Source organism: Burkholderia sp. BKH01 (assembly GCF_025685725.1).
GTDB lineage: Bacteria > Pseudomonadota > Gammaproteobacteria > Burkholderiales > Burkholderiaceae > Burkholderia > Burkholderia pyrrocinia_C.
Genome location: NZ_JAOTQT010000033.1, coordinates 42567 through 57199, shown reverse-complemented (window position 1 = coordinate 57199; position 14633 = coordinate 42567). Strand labels below are relative to the sequence as shown.

The window sequence follows — 14633 nt, the reverse complement described above, 5'->3', positions numbered from 1 at the left end:
CGCGCGGCCCGTGAGAACCCGGCGCCCCGCGCCCTTCTTCCGAATCGCCATGACTACCGCACTCGACCAGCTGAAGCAGTACACGACCGTCGTCGCCGACACGGGCGACTTCCAGCAGCTTGCGCAATACAAGCCGCAGGACGCGACCACGAACCCGTCGCTGATCCTGAAGGCCGTCCAGAAGGATGCGTACAAGCCGATCCTCGAGAAAACCGTCCGCGATCACCGCAACGAAAGCACCGCCTTCATCATCGATCGCCTGCTGATCGCGTTCGGCACCGAGATCCTGAAGCTGATCCCGGGCCGCGTGTCGACCGAGGTCGACGCGCGCCTGTCGTTCGACGCGCAGCGCTCGATCGACAAGGGTCGTGAGCTCATCAAGCTGTACGAAGCAGCCGGCATCGGCCGCGAGCGCATCCTGATCAAGCTTGCGTCGACGTGGGAAGGCATCCGCGCGGCCGAGGTGCTGCAGAAGGAAGGGATCAAGTGCAACATGACCCTGCTTTTCTCGCTCGTGCAGGCCGCCGCGTGCGCGGAAGCCGGCGCGCAACTGATCTCCCCGTTCGTCGGCCGCATCTACGACTGGTACAAGAAGCAGGCCGGCGCGGAATGGGATGAAGCGAAGGACGGCGGCGCGAACGATCCGGGCGTGCAGTCGGTGCGCCGCATCTACACGTACTACAAGACGTTCGGCTACAACACCGAAGTGATGGGCGCGAGCTTCCGCACGACCAGCCAGATCATCGAGCTCGCCGGCTGCGACCTGCTGACGATCAGTCCCGATTTGCTGCAGAAGCTGCAGGACAGCAACGAGACGGTTTCGCGCAAGCTGTCGCCGGAAGCGCTGCAGGACAAACCGGCCGAACGCGTCGCGATCGACGAGGCATCGTTCCGCTTCCAGTTGAACGACGAAGCGATGGCGACCGAAAAGCTCGCCGAAGGCATCCGCGTGTTCGCCGCCGACGCGGTGAAGCTCGAGAAGCTGATCGACGCGCTGCGCTGAAGCCAGGCGAGCGTCAGCGGTTGTCAGCAACACTGACAACAGCCGTCAGCAGGCGCGCCGCAAACGGCCGCGAACGTGATGTTCGCGGCCGTTTTATTTTTCATTCCATCGTCAAGCACGCGCACTACAATCCACGTCACGGGTGCGCCGGCCGCCTCTCGACGTGCCCCTTCCCAGTCAATCTTGCACGACGCCGAACCCGCGCCGACGCGCGGGCCCGGTCCATCACTGGAGACAACGATGCAAGTTCAACCGTATCTGACGTTCTACGGTCGCGCCGACGAAGCCCTTCAATTCTACGAAAAGGCGCTTGGCGCGAAGACGATGTTCAAGATGCACTTCAAGGATGCGCCGCCGAATCCCGAACACGCGATCACGCCCGAGATGGCCGACAAGGTGATGCATGCGAGCTTCACGATCGGCGACTCGATGATCATGTGCTCGGACGGCGACTGCAGCCAGCCGGGCGGCACGCACGCCGGCTATTCGCTGTCGCTGAACCCGGCGACGGTCGAGGAAGGCCAGAAGCTGTTCAATGCGCTCGCCGACGGCGGCGAAGTGACGATGCCGTTCGGCAAGACGTTCTGGGCGCTCGGTTTCGGGATGGCGAAGGACCGATTCGGCGTGCACTGGATGGTCAACGTCGAGGACCTGTCGCAACGCGAGGATCTCGCGAAACGCGCGCAGGGCTGACGCAAAAAAACGCCCGCCACCTCGCGGTGGCGGGCGTTTTCGTTACCGCGCGTCGTCCGTCTCAGCTCTCGACCACGTCGAGATAGTCCTCCGGCCGCGTGCGATCTTCCGCATGCGCCATGCCCATCACGCGCACCAGCACGCTCACCACGATCGACACGACGAGGTTCACGATCAGCGACCACACGGCAGCGTAGCCGGGAATCGCGAGGCCGAACAGGTGGATCGTGAAGATCGAGCTCGCGAGCTTCAGCGAGATCGCCATCCAGGTACCGCACACGATGCCGGCCGCCCAGCCGACCAGCAGGCCGCGATGGTCGAGCAGCCGCGTGTACAGGCCGAGCACGATCGCGGGCAGCGTCTGGATGATCCAGATCCCGCCGAGCAGCTGCAACTGGATCGCGTAGGTCAGCGGCAACCCGAGGATGAACGCGACCGCGCCGACCTTCACGATCAGCGAAGTGAGCTTCGCGACGTGCGTCTCCTGGTCGTGCGTCATGTTGCGATTCACGAACTCGCGGTGGATGTTGCGCGTGTACAGGTTCGCGGCCGCGATCGACATGATCGCCGCCGGCACCAGCGCGCCGATGCCGATCGCCGCGAACGCGACGCCGACGAACCACGACGGGAAATACTCGAGGAACAGCGCGGGCACCGCGAAGTTCGGGCCGAACGCCTTGAAGTACGGCACGTACTGCGGCATGTCCTTCACGCCCGCCGCGAGCGCCATGTAGCCGAGCAGCGCGAGCAGGCCGAGCACGAACGAGTACGCGGGCAGCATCGCCATGTTGCGGCGGATCGAGTTGCCGGACGACGACGACAGGATGGCCGTGACCGAGTGCGGATACAGGAACAACGCGAGCGCCGACCCGATCGCGAGCGTCATGTACGCGCTATAGCCGTTCAGGCTCGCCGCGTCCGGCGCCTTCAGCAGCAGCTTCGCGGGCGGCACGCTCGCGAAGATGTGACCGAAGCCGCCGAGCTTCGCGGGAATCACGATGACCGCCGCGGCGATCGTGATGTAGATCAGGATGTCCTTCACGATCGCGATCATCGCGGGCGCGCGCAGCCCCGACGTGTACGTGTACGCGGCGAGGATCGCGAACGCGATGATCAGCGGCAGGTCGCCGACGAAACCGGTCGTGTCGAAACCGAGCGCGCCGATCACCACTTCGATGCCGACGAGTTGCAGCGCGATGTACGGCATTGTCGCGAGGATGCCGGTCACCGCGATCGCGAGTGCGAGCATCCGGCTGCCGTAGCGCGCGTTGACGAAGTCAGCGGCCGTCACGTAGCCGTGCCGCTTCGCGATGCTCCACAGCTTCGGAAACACGACGAACGCGAACGGATAGATCAGGATCGTGTACGGCAGTGCGAAGAAACCCATCGCGCCGGCGCCGAACACGAGTGCGGGCACCGCGACGAACGTATATGCCGTGTAGAGGTCGCCGCCGAGCAGGAACCACGTGACGATCGTGCCGAAGCGGCGTCCGCCGAGGCCCCATTCGTCGAGATGGGCGAGATCGCCGCGCCGCCAGTTCGCGGCCAGGAAACCGATGATCGTGACGCCGATGAACAGCAGGACGAAGACGAAGGTTGCGCCGAGGTTCATCGCGCACCTCCCTGCGGGCCGCTCGCCTTCCACGCGTTCTTGGTCTTGAAGTACACGAACGCGGTGATCACCGCGCTAATGAAGACCCACAGCAGCTGGTACCAGTAGAAGAACGGAAAGCCGAGCCATTGCGGATCGACCTTGTTGTACGACGGCACCCAGACCATCGCGATCAGCGGCAGTACCAGCAGCCAGAGCCAGCGCTTGGTGGCTCGATTGGCGTCGGCATCGTGAGCCATGACGTCTCCTCATCTTTCCCGGTTATCGATCTTGTTGAGCGGGTACGGCGGCGAGAGGAGCGGCAAAACGGGTAGGCTGCGGCTCCGCTGGCTTCGCGCCAGTATAGGAGCCGCGAGCACGCGGTCAAGCGGGGGCGAACCCGAGGTGATCCGCCCCTTGTCGCGCGGTTGCACCGGCATGCCGCCTGTGCATGAAGCGTCAGATCGCGAACGACGTGTCGCGCGCGCCGGTCGTTTCTTTCAAAGCTTTCACCCACTTGCGCGCGGGCAGCTTCAGCGTGTCCTCGATCAGCTTCGCGCGTGCGTCGAGCTGCGCGAACGGCACGTCGAGCGCGGGGCCTGAGAACGCGATCGCGATCCGGTTGCCGTCGTGCACTTCGGGCAGCGCGATCACGCGATGATCGAACGCCGCGTTCAGGTGCTTCATGTTGCGCACGAAGCTCGGATGATCGCCGAACAGGTTGATCGTCGCGATGCCCGCATCGGCGAGGCAGCCGCGCACCGCGCGGTAGAACGCGACACTGTCGAGCACGGGGCCGCGCGCGGTCGCGTCGTACAGGTCGATCTGGATCGCGCCCGTCGTGCCGCGGTTGGCCGGATCGTTGACGAAATCCCAGGCGTCGGCTTCGTGCACGGCGAGGCGCGCGTCGTCGGGCGGCATCGCGAACATCGTGCGCGCGGCGACGATCACGGCCGGGTTCAGCTCGACGGCCTCGACTTTCGCGTGCGGCAGGAAGCGGTGCGAGAACTTGGTCAGCGCGCCGGTGCCGAGCCCGAGCTGGACGATCCGCTCGGGCGTTTCGAGGAACAGCAGCCACGCCATCATCTGCTGCGCGTATTCGAGCTCGATATGCAGCGGCTTCGAAATCCGCATCGCACCCTGCACCCATTCGGTGCCGAAGTGCAGGAAGCGCACGCCGCCCTCTTCGGAGAACGTAACGGGCGCGAAGCGCGGCTTGCGCGGCGCTTCGAGCACGGGCACGTCGTCGTGTTCGTCGATTTCCGGGCGGCGCTTCACGCGCGGCGGCTGGAGTTTTTCGGAGCCGTTGTAGGAGGACGGCTTGCCTTGCTTGAACGCACGTGCCTCGGCGGACGCGCGCTTGATCAGTCGGGTCATGATTGAATCTCTTTGGGTGATGCTGGATGAGCGGACGAGAGGATAGCATTGGTGCGGGGTGGTGCCCGTTGGAGGCAGATTCACCGCTACGCTCCGTTGATCGATTGGCGTGCACCCATGGTCGGCGTGAACGATAATGCATCGCATCGGCGTTGGAGGAAGTTGCCTGATGAGGAGCGCCACCTTTCCGCCCGTCCACGTCGAGCCGCAACTGCTCGCTGCTGCCGAACGTGTCCTATATGACGGTGAAACGCTGTCGAGCTTCGTCGAGCGATCAATCCGCGAAGGCATCGAGCGTCGCCAGCTTCAAAGCCAGTTCATTGCTCGCGGCATTGCATCCCGCGACAACGCGATGCACACGGGTCGGCATGTTTCGTCGTCCGACGTGCTCGCAGGGCTGCAACGCCGGCTCGATGCGATGCGTGATCGCCAGCGGCAAGCTCGCTGACGGAACGGTCCGCGTCACAACCGTCGGACGACGAGGGACCACATGGCCTCGCACGACAAGAAGCGTTGCTGGAATGGCTCATACTGGAAAACCTGGAGGTTTCGATGGCCGATCACGACAGACAACATCCACTACGCCCGTTCCTGAAAAATTGGATTTGGGAGCATGGTCGAATCGGGACTCGCTATCTGGACTGCGTCGATGGCGAAATCAAGTTCGACGAAGGCAAGAAATCGCATTTCGCTGCCGAGAAATATATCTACGTGCCCCTGGGCAAGACCGCTGACGACGATGCATCTGCGGATGGCCCTGCGATCCACGAGTCGGGACTTGCCCGCTTCCTGCGGGCTGCGCAGTTGGGCACGCCGGAGGAAGCCGGTTCCGTAGCGGAGGTTCAGCGCGCAGTGCAGGACTGCGTGGAGATCGGCATGTTCAGTGCGTATCAATGGGAGGCTCGAAAGGCATTTGCCCGCTACGCGCAGGAACCCATGTTCGATGACGAGATCCGCGCGGCGGTTGTCGACGACATCCGGCGAATTTACGTCGGCATGAGAGAGCAGCTGGCGCTGTACGATTTCAGTGTGCTCTACGGCTTGCCTACGCCGCTGCTGATCAGCGATACACCCTTCATCGACTGGCGCGTGATCGCCAGTCCGGCACTTCCGTTCGTATCGCTTCCGCTGGGACCTTACTGCCTGCTGGTAGGCGCGCCGTCGGGCAGGAGTAGCCGAGTCGGCCCGGTGGTCTGGAAGGCCGCTGCCGCGATGGGTCCATTGAAGGACCACAACCGTCGGATCGAAGAGCACGCACGTCTGTGGCTGGTGGCGACCACCGATGACCAACTCGTCGCTGCACAAAGTCGCATTGCCGCGGCCACGGGCGCCAAGCAAGGCGATGCGAAGCCCTGACCCGTGGAGTCGAGTCGTGGAGCGGTAGCATCGCTTCGGTTTGTCTGTTGCCGCTCCTTTCGATTTCGCAACCGGCCGTTCGGCGCGGAGAAGTCGAACGGCACTGAAGGTTCGCGAGGCGCGATCGCGTACTGCTGCATCGCGACGCTCCGCTCCTCGCATCCATAGCATGTCGATCGGGAGGATCGATGGATCGCCGCCATTTCCTCAAGTCGTCGACCTTTTTCACGGTTGCGGCAGCCACCGGTACGCTTGGCGTTCCGCGGTCGGCCCCGTCTGCCAGCACAGTGCGCAAAGGCCGGTATCGGTTCCCGCAGGGCGTCGCCAGCGGTGATCCGCGCGATCGCTCCGTCGTGTTCTGGACGCGATGCGTGCCGGTCTTCGAGGACGCGCGGCACCGCGCAAAAGGCGTCGCGCACACGGTCCCGTTACGGCTCGAAGTATCGACGCGGCCGGATTTCTCGGCGCTCGTCGCCAGCGTACCGTTGAGGGCACGCGCCACCTATGACTTCACCGTGCGCGCGAAGGTAACGGAGCTCTCACCGAATATCACGTACCACTACCGGTTCGTCGCCGGCGACGACGTGAGTGCCGCCGGCGCCGCACGCACGGCTCCGGATGCCGATGAAGCCAACAACCGCGTTCGCTTCGCCTGGCTCACCTGCCAGGACTGGAGCATCAATCACTGGCAAGCCATGAGCCTGCTGGCAGCCGAAAGCGATCTCGATTTCGTCGTGCATGTGGGCGATTACATCTATGAAACGGTCGGGTCCTCGAAACCCGGCGCGGTCGAGGCGGCGCATCCTCCGCTGCGCCTGCCTGACGGAAAGCCTCTCGCCGATGGCCGCGTGTATGCCGATACGCTCGAAGACTATCGGACGCTCTATCGCACCTATCGTACCGACCCGCGCCTGCAGACGCTGCACCGGCGCCTGCCGATGATCGCGATATGGGACGACCACGAATTTTCCGACGACTGCTGGCAGGATCATCAGGTCTATACCAACGAGGAAAGGCAGGAGACGCAGCGCCGCCGCAACGCCAGTCGCGCGTGGGCGGAGTACATGCCGGTGGACTGGGGCGACGTGCGCTTCGAGCCGGACAATCCGTCGTACACCAACATTCGTATCTATCGCGAATTTCGCTTCGGCATGCTGATGCATCTCGTGATGACGGACGAGCGGCTGTATCGCGACGACCATGTCGTAAGCGAGGCGGCTGTCGCGCGCACACACGGGCACGACCCGGTCAATGGCGATGACGCGGCCGGCTCGCGCTACTTCGTCAACCAGAATGTGCTGCAGCGCTTCGAGGCGAGGGATACCGCGCAGCTTGGTCGCGCGCCGTCGATGCTCGGCCTGGAGCAGACGCAATGGTGGAAGGCCACGCTAAAGGGTTCGCCCGCGACCTGGAAGGTGTGGGGCAACGAGGTGATGTTGAACCGTCTGTGGGCCGTGATGCCAGGCGCGCCGAAGACACCGGCAGCACGCCTCGTGGTCGATTGCGACGCATGGGACGGCTATCCGGCGCACAAGCACGAACTGCTCTCATACTTGAACGAGCAGGGGATCCGCAACGTCGTCGCGATCAGCGGGGACCTGCATGCGTTTCAGTGTGGCGTCGTGCGGGACGACCCCGACCCTGCAAAAGGCAAGCCCGTGGCCGTCGATTTCGTCTGCGCAGGCATCAGCAGCGCGTCCTTCTATTCCTACGTGAAAGCCGCATGGAGCGGCACGCCGCTTGTGTCGCTGGCCGCCACCCCGGCCAAACTCGACACCTTCCTGATGACGAACAACCCCGATCTGCGCTACGCCGACCACGACGCACAGGGTTATGCGTCAGCCACCGTCACGCCGGAGCACTTTTCCGTGGTGTTCAACAAAGTGAGGCCGTTGAGCCCGGACGGCACCGCGCCCGCGGATGCCCTGCTCGACCGCACGCGGCTGACCGTGCCCAAGGACTCGGTCGAGGTACGCGTCGAGCGTTTCTAGCTTCACGCTTCAGCGATCGCGCATGCTCGCGCAGCGCATCGAAGTCATTCGAACGGCTTGAGGTTTTGGCTGAGTTAGCACTCGGAGTGCCATCCATGCAGTCAGGATTCGACTTCGCGCCAACGCAGCAGCTTTTGCTCGAACGAAAGCGAAGCATTTGCCGGGCTCGAAGACGGCAGAACGAGCGTTTCATAACCGGCGGCGCCGATCACTTCAGCAAACCGCCCCGCCGTCTTGCCGTTGAAGCAGACCTTCTTCAGCAACGGCGCATGCTCGCGCAATGAGTCGAAGTCGTTCGGCTTCGCATTCCGGATCGCCGAATCGAGACTGCCTTCGCGATGGCACGCGGCGAGCACGTCCCAGATGCCGATGCCGTGCTTCAGCACGCGTTCGAGCCGTGCGTCGTAATCGAGCGCGTGCAGTTCCGGCTCAAGCAGAACCGCCCCCAAGAGCCGCCAGAACTGGTTGCGCGGATGCGCGTAATACTGCGCGGCATCGAGCGACGCCTCGCCCGGAAAGCTGCCGAGGATCATCGTATGCGTATCCGGCCCGACCACCGGCCCGAAACCCTGCAGCATCACGCGCCTCCGCCCGGGCCACCCGAGCGCGGCCCGTCGCCGTGTACGTCGAGATGGCGCCACAGCGCCGGCAGCATGCACTCGGTGACCATCAACGGTTTGCCGTGACGCTGGAACACCGAGCGCCGTGCCACGAACGCGTGCGGCGCTCGCGCGCCCTGCAGCGCATGGCTCGCGAGCGCATACAGCGGATGGCCGGCGATCACGCGCCGGCTGACGAGTGCCGAGCGCTCGACCTGCGGATCGCTGTACAGCAGCTCCGCCAGCGGCCGCGTGCGCAGCCGCCGCATCGCCTGCCACACGCCCTTGCTTGCGGCGAGCGGCACGATGCTGTGCGCGGCGACGTACGGCGTGCCGTCGACCGACAGGATCACCTCGCGCACCCACATCGGCGCGCGCGGCGAACTGGCAAGCGCGTCGGGCTCGTCCAACCACGGACAGTCGACGGCCTCGCGCGTCACGCGCACGTTCACGCGGCCGAGCCGCGCGAGATGCGCGGTCAGCGACCCGCCGCGCGTCAGCCAGTCGCGCTGGTCGAGCGTGCAGCCAGGCCGCGGCGTCTCGCACCAGCCGGCCTGTCCGCCGTCGAATCGCATGCGCACGTTCACGCGGTGCGCGACAGCAGCAGCGCGTTGGTCCGCTTCACGAAGCTCGCCGGATCGTCGAGCATGCCGCCTTCGGCCAGCAGCGCCTGGTCGAACAGCAGATGGCACCAGTCGCCGAAATCGGCGCTGTCGGCGTTCAGTTGCTTCACGAGCGCATGCTCGGGGTTGATCTCGAGGATCGGCTGCATCGCGGGCGCGTTCTGGCCGGCCGCCTTCAGCATCCGCTGCAGGTAGCCGCTCATGTCGTTGTCGTCCGCGACGAGGCACGACGGCGAATCGGTCAGGCGGAACGTGACGCGCACTTCCTTCACCTTGTCGCCGAGCGCTTCCTTCATCTTCTCGACGACGGGCTTGATCGCCTCGCCCGCTTGTTCCTGCGCCTTCTTCTCTTCGTCGTTCAGTTCGCCGAGATCGAGGTCGCCGCGCGCGACGCTCGCGAGCGGCTTGCCGTCGAACTCATTGAGGAACGACAGCATCCATTCGTCGACGCGGTCGGTCAGCAGCAGCACCTCGACGCCCTTCTTGCGGAACACTTCGAGATGCGGGCTGTTCTTCGCGGCCTGCCACGTATCGGCCGTCACGTAGTAGATCTTGCTCTGCTCGGGCTTCATGCGCGACACGTAGTCGGCGAGCGACACGTCCTGCGCGTCGGTGTCGCCGTGCGTCGACGCGAAGCGCAGCAGCTTCGCGATGCGCTCGCGGTTCGCGTGATCCTCGCCGAGGCCTTCCTTCAGCACCTGGCCGAACGCGCCCCAGAACGTCTTGTACTTCTCCTTGCCGGCATCCTCTTCGGCGTTCGCGAGCTCTTCGAGCATCGACAGCGCGCGCTTCGTCACGCCTTCGCGGATCGCTTTCACGTCGCGGCTTTCCTGCAGGATCTCGCGCGACACGTTCAGCGGCAGGTCGGCCGAATCGACGACGCCCTTCACGAAGCGCAGGTATTGCGGCAGCAGCTGCTCGGCATCGTCCATGATGAACACGCGCTTCACGTACAGCTTCAAGCCGCCGCGATAGTCGCGGTTCCACAGGTCGAACGGCGCGTGCGACGGCACGAACAGCAGTTGCGTGTATTCGCTGCGGCCCTCGACGCGGTTGTGCGTCCACGTGAGCGGATCCTGGTGGTCGTGCGCGACGTGCTGGTAGAACTGCGTGTACTGCTCGTCGGTGATGTCGCCCTTCGAACGCGTCCACAGCGCACTCGCCTGGTTGACGGTCTCGTCTTCGTCCTTCAGGACCATCTCGCCCTTTTCCTGATCCCATTCTTCTTTCTGCATCAGGATCGGCAGCGCGATGTGGTCGGAGTATTTCTGGATGATCGACTTCAGGCGGTGCGACGACAGCAGTTCGTCCTCGCCTTCACGCAGGTGCAGCGTGATCGTCGTGCCGCGCTGCGCGCGCTCGATCGCGTCGATCGTGAAATCGCCCTCGCCCGCGCTTTCCCAGCGCACGGCTTCGTTCGCCGGCAGGCCCGCGCGGCGCGTCTCGACGGTGATCTTGTCCGCGACGATGAAGCCCGAGTAGAAGCCGACGCCGAACTGGCCGATCAGCGCCGCGTCCTTCTGCTGGTCGCCGGACAACTTCGTGAAGAATTCCTTGGTGCCCGAGCGCGCGATCGTGCCGAGGTTCGCGATCGCCTCATCGCGGCTCATGCCGATGCCGTTGTCGTCGATCGTGATCGTGCGCGCGGCCTTGTCGTAGCCGATGCGGATGCGCAGGTTCGGATCGTTTTCGTACAGCGCGTTGTCCGCGAGCCCCTCGAAACGCAGCTTGTCGGCCGCGTCGGACGCGTTCGACACCAGTTCGCGCAGGAAGATTTCCTTGTTGCTGTAGAGCGAATGAATCATCAGGTGGAGGAGTTGCTTGACCTCTGCCTGAAAGCTCATCGTTTCGTGTGCCATGGATGCTGTTTCCTCTTACTTGAACTTGAATGGTGTGGCGCAGGCGCCGGGCGCGCGATGCCGGCAAGCCCGTGAACGGACCACCGCCCGGCGCAGCGGTTTGCGCGCCTATCTGGGGACGGCGCGCGGCATTTCAAGGGCCGGCGGCCCGCAGCGCATCACGACGCCCGCCGCACCGCCGAATCGATATAGCGCCCGAGAAACCCCGGCAACGCCGGATCGCCGCAGTTCGCGACGTTGAAGCGCGTCCACGTCGACGACGACTGCTGCGGCGAAAACAGGCTGCCGGGCGTCAGCAGGAACCCCTCTTCGTGCGCGGCGGCCGCGAGCGCGTCCGAATCGACGCCCGTGTCGGCCCACAGGAACATCCCGGCTGCCGGCATCGTGAAGAGCCGCAGCCCCGTGCGCTCGAGCATCCGCGCGGTCTTGTCGCGCACGCCGTCGAGCCGCGCGCGCAGCCGCTCGACATGGCGCCGGTAATGCCCTTCGGTCAGGATCTTGTACAGCACGCGCTCGTTGAGCTCGGGCGTCGTCATCCCGACCAGCATCTTCTGGTCGGTGATCGCCTTCGCGATCTCCGGCGCGCACGCGACGAAGCCGACCCGCAGGTTCGCCGCGAGCGTCTTCGAATAGCTGCCGAGGTAGATCACGCGCTTCAACTGGTCGAGGCTCGCGAGCCGCGTGGCCGGATAGCTCGGCGGGCACAGGTCGCCGTATACGTCGTCCTCGACGACGAGGAAGTCGTACGCCTCCGCGAGCTTCAGGATCCGGAATGCCTGCGCGGCCGACAGCGACGTGCCGGTCGGGTTCTGCAGCACCGAGTTGATCACGAGCATCTTCGGCCGCCACATCTGCACGAGCGTCTCCAGCGCGTCGAGATCGGGGCCGTCCGGCGTGTACGGCATCCCGACGAGCTGCGCACCCTGCGACGCGAAGCGGCCGAACATCTGGAACCACGCGGGATCGCCGACGATCACCGCATCGCCCGGCCGCACGTAGATCCGCGAAATCAGATCGATCGCCTGCGTGATCCCCGATACGAGCACGAGCTGGTCGGGCGTCGCGCCGATCTCGACTTCGGCGAGGCGCGTCTGCAGTTGCTGGCGCAGCGGCAGGAAGCCCTGCGCGGTGCCGAAGCCGAGCATCTGCGCGCCGGACTGGCGCCCGAGCGCACGCAGCGCGCCGGTGATCAGCTCGCCGTCGAGCCAGCGGCCCGGCAGGTAGCCGAGACCGGGCCCCTTTTCCGGGCTGACGGTGTGCAGCATGTTGCGCAGCAGCCAGACGACGTCGATCGTGTTGTGCACGGGCGCGGCCTCGGTCACGCGCGACACGTTGTCGGCCGACTGCGGGCCGGCCGTGCGCTCGCGCACGTAGAAGCCGGAGCCGCGCCGCGAGTCGAGGTAGCCCTGCGCGACGAGGCGTTCGTACGCCTCGACGACGGTAAAGCGCGACACGCTCTTGTCGAGCGCGAGCTTGCGGATCGACGGCATCCGCATGCCGGGACGGAACACGCGTTCATCGATGCGCCGCCGGGCCCACTGGACAAGCTGGTCGACGAGCGTGAGCGTGGCCGTATCGTGCGGCACGGGAATCTGGGCGAGTGGAACGATGGACATGGGCGGCAACTCCAACTGTACCGAAGGCTATCGCGCCGATTGTACCGTTACTGTGCCGGTGCCGACGATTACAGTTGACCGGAATGGCGACCGTGCGGCCGCCGTTCCGGCCCCGCCGCACCTGGAGCCGCGCCAGCCGGCCCGATCCGCGGCCCGGGCGCCGGCCGGTCCGGCAACCGCCCGGCGCAACGCCCGCCCACCATGACACTTTCGCTTCCCGACCGACGTTCATGCCAGCCCGCTCCCTGACACTCGACCATCTCGTGATCGCCGCGCGCACGCTCGACGACGGCGTGCGCCATGTCGCCGACGCGCTCGGCATCGAACCGGCCGGCGGCGGCCGGCACCCGCTGATGCGGACCCACAATGCGCTGTTCGGCGCATGGGGCGGGCTCTACCTCGAAGTGATCGCGATCGACCCCGATGCACCCGCCACGGACGACGGCGCGGCGCCGCCGCGCGCGCGGCTGTTCGCGCTCGACGATCCGGCGATGCACGCCCGGCTCGCGCAGGGCCCGTTTCTCGCGCACTGGGTCGCGCGCGTCGACCGTCCGCGCCAGCTCGCGCTGTGGCAAAGCCAGTATCCGGCCCGCATCCCGCCCGTCGTCGCGATGCGGCGCGGCGACCTGAGCTGGGGCCTCACGGTGCCCGACGACGGCGCGTTCCCCGCATGGCAGCGTGCGGGCGACGGTCTCGTGCCGTCGCTGATCCAGTGGGACAGCCCGCGCCATCCAGCCGAATCGCTGCCGCACGACGGCGTCGCGCTGAAGTCGCTCAAGGGCACCCACCCGCGCGCGGAGATCATCCGCGAGCAGCTCGACTGGCTCGGCGCCGCCCACCTGCTCGACCTCGAAACCGGCGACGGCCCGCCCGCGCTGGTCGCCGAGTTCGATACCCCGCAGGGTGCGCGCACGCTGCGCTGAACACCCCGCCGATTACAACAACCCTGCAATACGGAGCCATCCACGACATGAATTCGCGCGAAACCCGGGGCATGCTGCTCGGCCTGATCGGCGTGATGATCTTCAGCCTGACGCTGCCGATGACGCGCATCGTCGTGTCCGAACTCAATCCGCTGCTCAACGGGCTCGGCCGCGCGCTCGCCGCCGCCGTGCCGGCCGGCCTGCTGCTGTGGTGGCGCCGCGAGCCGCTGCCGACCCGCGCGCAGCTGAAAAGCCTCGCGATCACGTCGGCCGGCGTGATCATCGCGTATCCGGTGTTCTCCGCGTGGGCGATGAAATCCGTGCCGGCCTCGCACGGCGCGGTCGTCAACGGGCTGCAGCCGCTGTTCGTCGCGCTGTATGCGGCATGGCTGTCGCACGAACGGCCGTCGAAGGCGTTCTGGGCCAGCGCGGTGGCCGGCAGCGCGCTCGTGATCGCGTTCGCGCTGCGCGACGGCGGCGGCACCGTGCAGGCCGGCGACGCGCTGATGCTCGTCGCGGTCGGCATCGGCGCGCTCGGTTATGCGGAAGGCGCGCGCCTCGCGCGCCAGATCGGCGGCTGGCAGGTGATCTGCTGGGCGCTCGTCGTGTCCGCGCCGTTCCTCGTGCTGCCGGTCGGCTGGCTCGCGTGGATGCAGCATGCCGCGCATCCGGGCCCGCTCGCGCTGCGCACGTGGCTCGCGTTCGGCTACGTGACCCTCTTTTCCCAATTCATCGGCTTCTTCGCGTGGTACGCGGGGCTCGCGATGGGCGGCATCGCGCGCGTCGGTCAGGTGCAGCTGCTGCAGATTTTCTTCACGATTGCATTTTCCGCGCTGCTGTTCGGCGAAACGGTCACGCCGTCGACGTGGCTGTTCGCGGCCGCCGTGATCGCCACCGTGGTGCTCGGGCGCCGCTCGGCGGTCGCCGCCGCCGCGCAACCGGCTCGCGCCGGCTGAACAGGTGCGCCATAATGGCTGTTTTGCCTGATCGGTTTTGCCCACA

The 14633-nt window shown here is 65.9% G+C and carries 14 protein-coding genes; 7 read left to right on the top strand and 7 right to left on the bottom strand.

Annotated elements, in window-relative coordinates; translation table 11 throughout:
• Positions 1-49: 49 nt before the first annotated feature.
• Together tal and OEJ37_RS31565 are read left to right on the top strand one after the other, a co-directional pair.
• A complete protein-coding gene (gene tal / locus OEJ37_RS31570) occupies positions 50-1003 on the top strand; it encodes a transaldolase (RefSeq protein WP_174418169.1) in 954 nt (317 codons plus the stop codon).
• 240 nt (positions 1004-1243) lie between these two features.
• The gene (locus OEJ37_RS31565) at positions 1244-1696 is read left to right on the top strand and encodes a VOC family protein (RefSeq protein ID WP_047898684.1); all 453 of its coding nucleotides are present in this window, start codon (positions 1244-1246) and stop codon (positions 1694-1696) included.
• Between the two features lie 61 nt (positions 1697-1757).
• Here OEJ37_RS31565 and mctP read toward each other — a convergent pair whose 3' ends face one another.
• The 3 genes from mctP to OEJ37_RS31550 form a co-directional block, all read right to left on the bottom strand.
• A complete protein-coding gene (gene mctP / locus OEJ37_RS31560; protein ID WP_174418168.1) occupies positions 1758-3308 on the bottom strand; it encodes a monocarboxylate uptake permease MctP in 1551 nt (516 codons plus the stop codon).
• Entirely contained in the window at positions 3305-3547 is a 243-nt protein-coding gene (locus tag OEJ37_RS31555; protein WP_263348767.1) for a DUF3311 domain-containing protein, read from the bottom strand. Before OEJ37_RS31555 ends, mctP begins: the two co-directional genes overlap by 4 nt.
• Positions 3548-3746: 199 nt before the next feature.
• Entirely contained in the window at positions 3747-4664 is a 918-nt protein-coding gene (locus OEJ37_RS31550; RefSeq protein WP_152856443.1) for a spermidine synthase, read from the bottom strand.
• Between the two features lie 136 nt (positions 4665-4800).
• On the opposite strand from OEJ37_RS31550, the gene OEJ37_RS31545 reads away from it, so the two are divergent.
• The 3 genes from OEJ37_RS31545 (at position 4801) to OEJ37_RS31535 (ending at position 8011) form a co-directional block, all read left to right on the top strand.
• Complete coding sequence (locus OEJ37_RS31545; protein ID WP_279613009.1) at positions 4801-5112, top strand: YlcI/YnfO family protein; 312 nt, start codon at positions 4801-4803, stop codon at positions 5110-5112.
• A gap of 104 nt (positions 5113-5216) precedes the next feature.
• Positions 5217-6020 carry a hypothetical protein gene (locus tag OEJ37_RS31540; RefSeq protein WP_263348807.1) on the top strand — a complete coding sequence of 268 codons (804 nt, stop codon included), beginning with the start codon at positions 5217-5219 and terminating at the stop codon, positions 6018-6020.
• 188 nt (positions 6021-6208) lie between these two features.
• The gene (locus OEJ37_RS31535) at positions 6209-8011 is read left to right on the top strand and encodes an alkaline phosphatase D family protein (protein WP_263348764.1); all 1803 of its coding nucleotides are present in this window, start codon (positions 6209-6211) and stop codon (positions 8009-8011) included.
• Between the two features lie 101 nt (positions 8012-8112).
• On the opposite strand, the gene OEJ37_RS31530 is transcribed toward OEJ37_RS31535, so the two are convergent.
• The 4 genes from OEJ37_RS31530 to OEJ37_RS31515 all read right to left on the bottom strand — a co-directional run bounded on the left by OEJ37_RS31530 (position 8113) and on the right by OEJ37_RS31515 (position 12708).
• Complete coding sequence (locus OEJ37_RS31530) at positions 8113-8589, bottom strand: DNA-deoxyinosine glycosylase (protein ID WP_263348763.1); 477 nt, start codon at positions 8587-8589, stop codon at positions 8113-8115.
• Positions 8589-9185: a chorismate--pyruvate lyase family protein gene (locus OEJ37_RS31525; RefSeq protein WP_174418165.1), complete on the bottom strand. Its 597-nt coding sequence runs from the start codon at positions 9183-9185 to the stop codon at positions 8589-8591. Before OEJ37_RS31525 ends, OEJ37_RS31530 begins: the two co-directional genes overlap by 1 nt.
• Before the next feature lie 8 nt (positions 9186-9193).
• The gene (gene htpG, locus OEJ37_RS31520) at positions 9194-11092 is read right to left on the bottom strand and encodes a molecular chaperone HtpG (RefSeq protein ID WP_263348759.1); all 1899 of its coding nucleotides are present in this window, start codon (positions 11090-11092) and stop codon (positions 9194-9196) included.
• A 158-nt stretch (positions 11093-11250) separates the two neighbouring features.
• A complete protein-coding gene (locus OEJ37_RS31515) occupies positions 11251-12708 on the bottom strand; it encodes a PLP-dependent aminotransferase family protein (RefSeq protein ID WP_263348756.1) in 1458 nt (485 codons plus the stop codon).
• Positions 12709-12938: 230 nt separating this feature from the next.
• On the opposite strand from OEJ37_RS31515, the gene OEJ37_RS31510 reads away from it, so the two are divergent.
• Both OEJ37_RS31510 and OEJ37_RS31505 read left to right on the top strand, forming a co-directional pair.
• A complete protein-coding gene (locus OEJ37_RS31510; RefSeq protein ID WP_263348753.1) occupies positions 12939-13631 on the top strand; it encodes a VOC family protein in 693 nt (230 codons plus the stop codon).
• A 47-nt stretch (positions 13632-13678) separates the two neighbouring features.
• Positions 13679-14587, top strand: a complete 909-nt coding sequence (locus OEJ37_RS31505; protein ID WP_263348751.1) for a DMT family transporter — start codon at positions 13679-13681, stop codon at positions 14585-14587.
• Positions 14588-14633 lie beyond the last annotated feature (46 nt).

Excerpts from the sequence above, each read along its gene's own strand:
- OEJ37_RS31530 (WP_263348763.1), bottom strand. The coding sequence starts at position 8,589 with ATGCTGCAGGGTTTCGGGCCGGTGGTCGGGCCGGATACGCATACGATG.
- OEJ37_RS31510 (WP_263348753.1), top strand. The coding sequence starts at position 12,939 with ATGCCAGCCCGCTCCCTGACACTCGACCATCTCGTGATCGCCGCGCGC.
- OEJ37_RS31540 (WP_263348807.1), top strand. The coding sequence starts at position 5,217 with ATGGCCGATCACGACAGACAACATCCACTACGCCCGTTCCTGAAAAAT.
- OEJ37_RS31545 (WP_279613009.1), top strand. The coding sequence starts at position 4,801 with ATGCATCGCATCGGCGTTGGAGGAAGTTGCCTGATGAGGAGCGCCACC.
- OEJ37_RS31565 (WP_047898684.1), top strand. The coding sequence starts at position 1,244 with ATGCAAGTTCAACCGTATCTGACGTTCTACGGTCGCGCCGACGAAGCC.
- OEJ37_RS31535 (WP_263348764.1), top strand. The coding sequence starts at position 6,209 with ATGGATCGCCGCCATTTCCTCAAGTCGTCGACCTTTTTCACGGTTGCG.
- OEJ37_RS31505 (WP_263348751.1), top strand. The coding sequence starts at position 13,679 with ATGAATTCGCGCGAAACCCGGGGCATGCTGCTCGGCCTGATCGGCGTG.
- tal (WP_174418169.1), top strand. The coding sequence starts at position 50 with ATGACTACCGCACTCGACCAGCTGAAGCAGTACACGACCGTCGTCGCC.
- OEJ37_RS31550 (WP_152856443.1), bottom strand. The coding sequence starts at position 4,664 with ATGACCCGACTGATCAAGCGCGCGTCCGCCGAGGCACGTGCGTTCAAG.
- OEJ37_RS31555 (WP_263348767.1), bottom strand. The coding sequence starts at position 3,547 with ATGGCTCACGATGCCGACGCCAATCGAGCCACCAAGCGCTGGCTCTGG.
- OEJ37_RS31515 (WP_263348756.1), bottom strand. The coding sequence starts at position 12,708 with ATGTCCATCGTTCCACTCGCCCAGATTCCCGTGCCGCACGATACGGCC.
- htpG (WP_263348759.1), bottom strand. The coding sequence starts at position 11,092 with ATGGCACACGAAACGATGAGCTTTCAGGCAGAGGTCAAGCAACTCCTC.
- mctP (WP_174418168.1), bottom strand. The coding sequence starts at position 3,308 with ATGAACCTCGGCGCAACCTTCGTCTTCGTCCTGCTGTTCATCGGCGTC.
- OEJ37_RS31525 (WP_174418165.1), bottom strand. The coding sequence starts at position 9,185 with ATGCGATTCGACGGCGGACAGGCCGGCTGGTGCGAGACGCCGCGGCCT.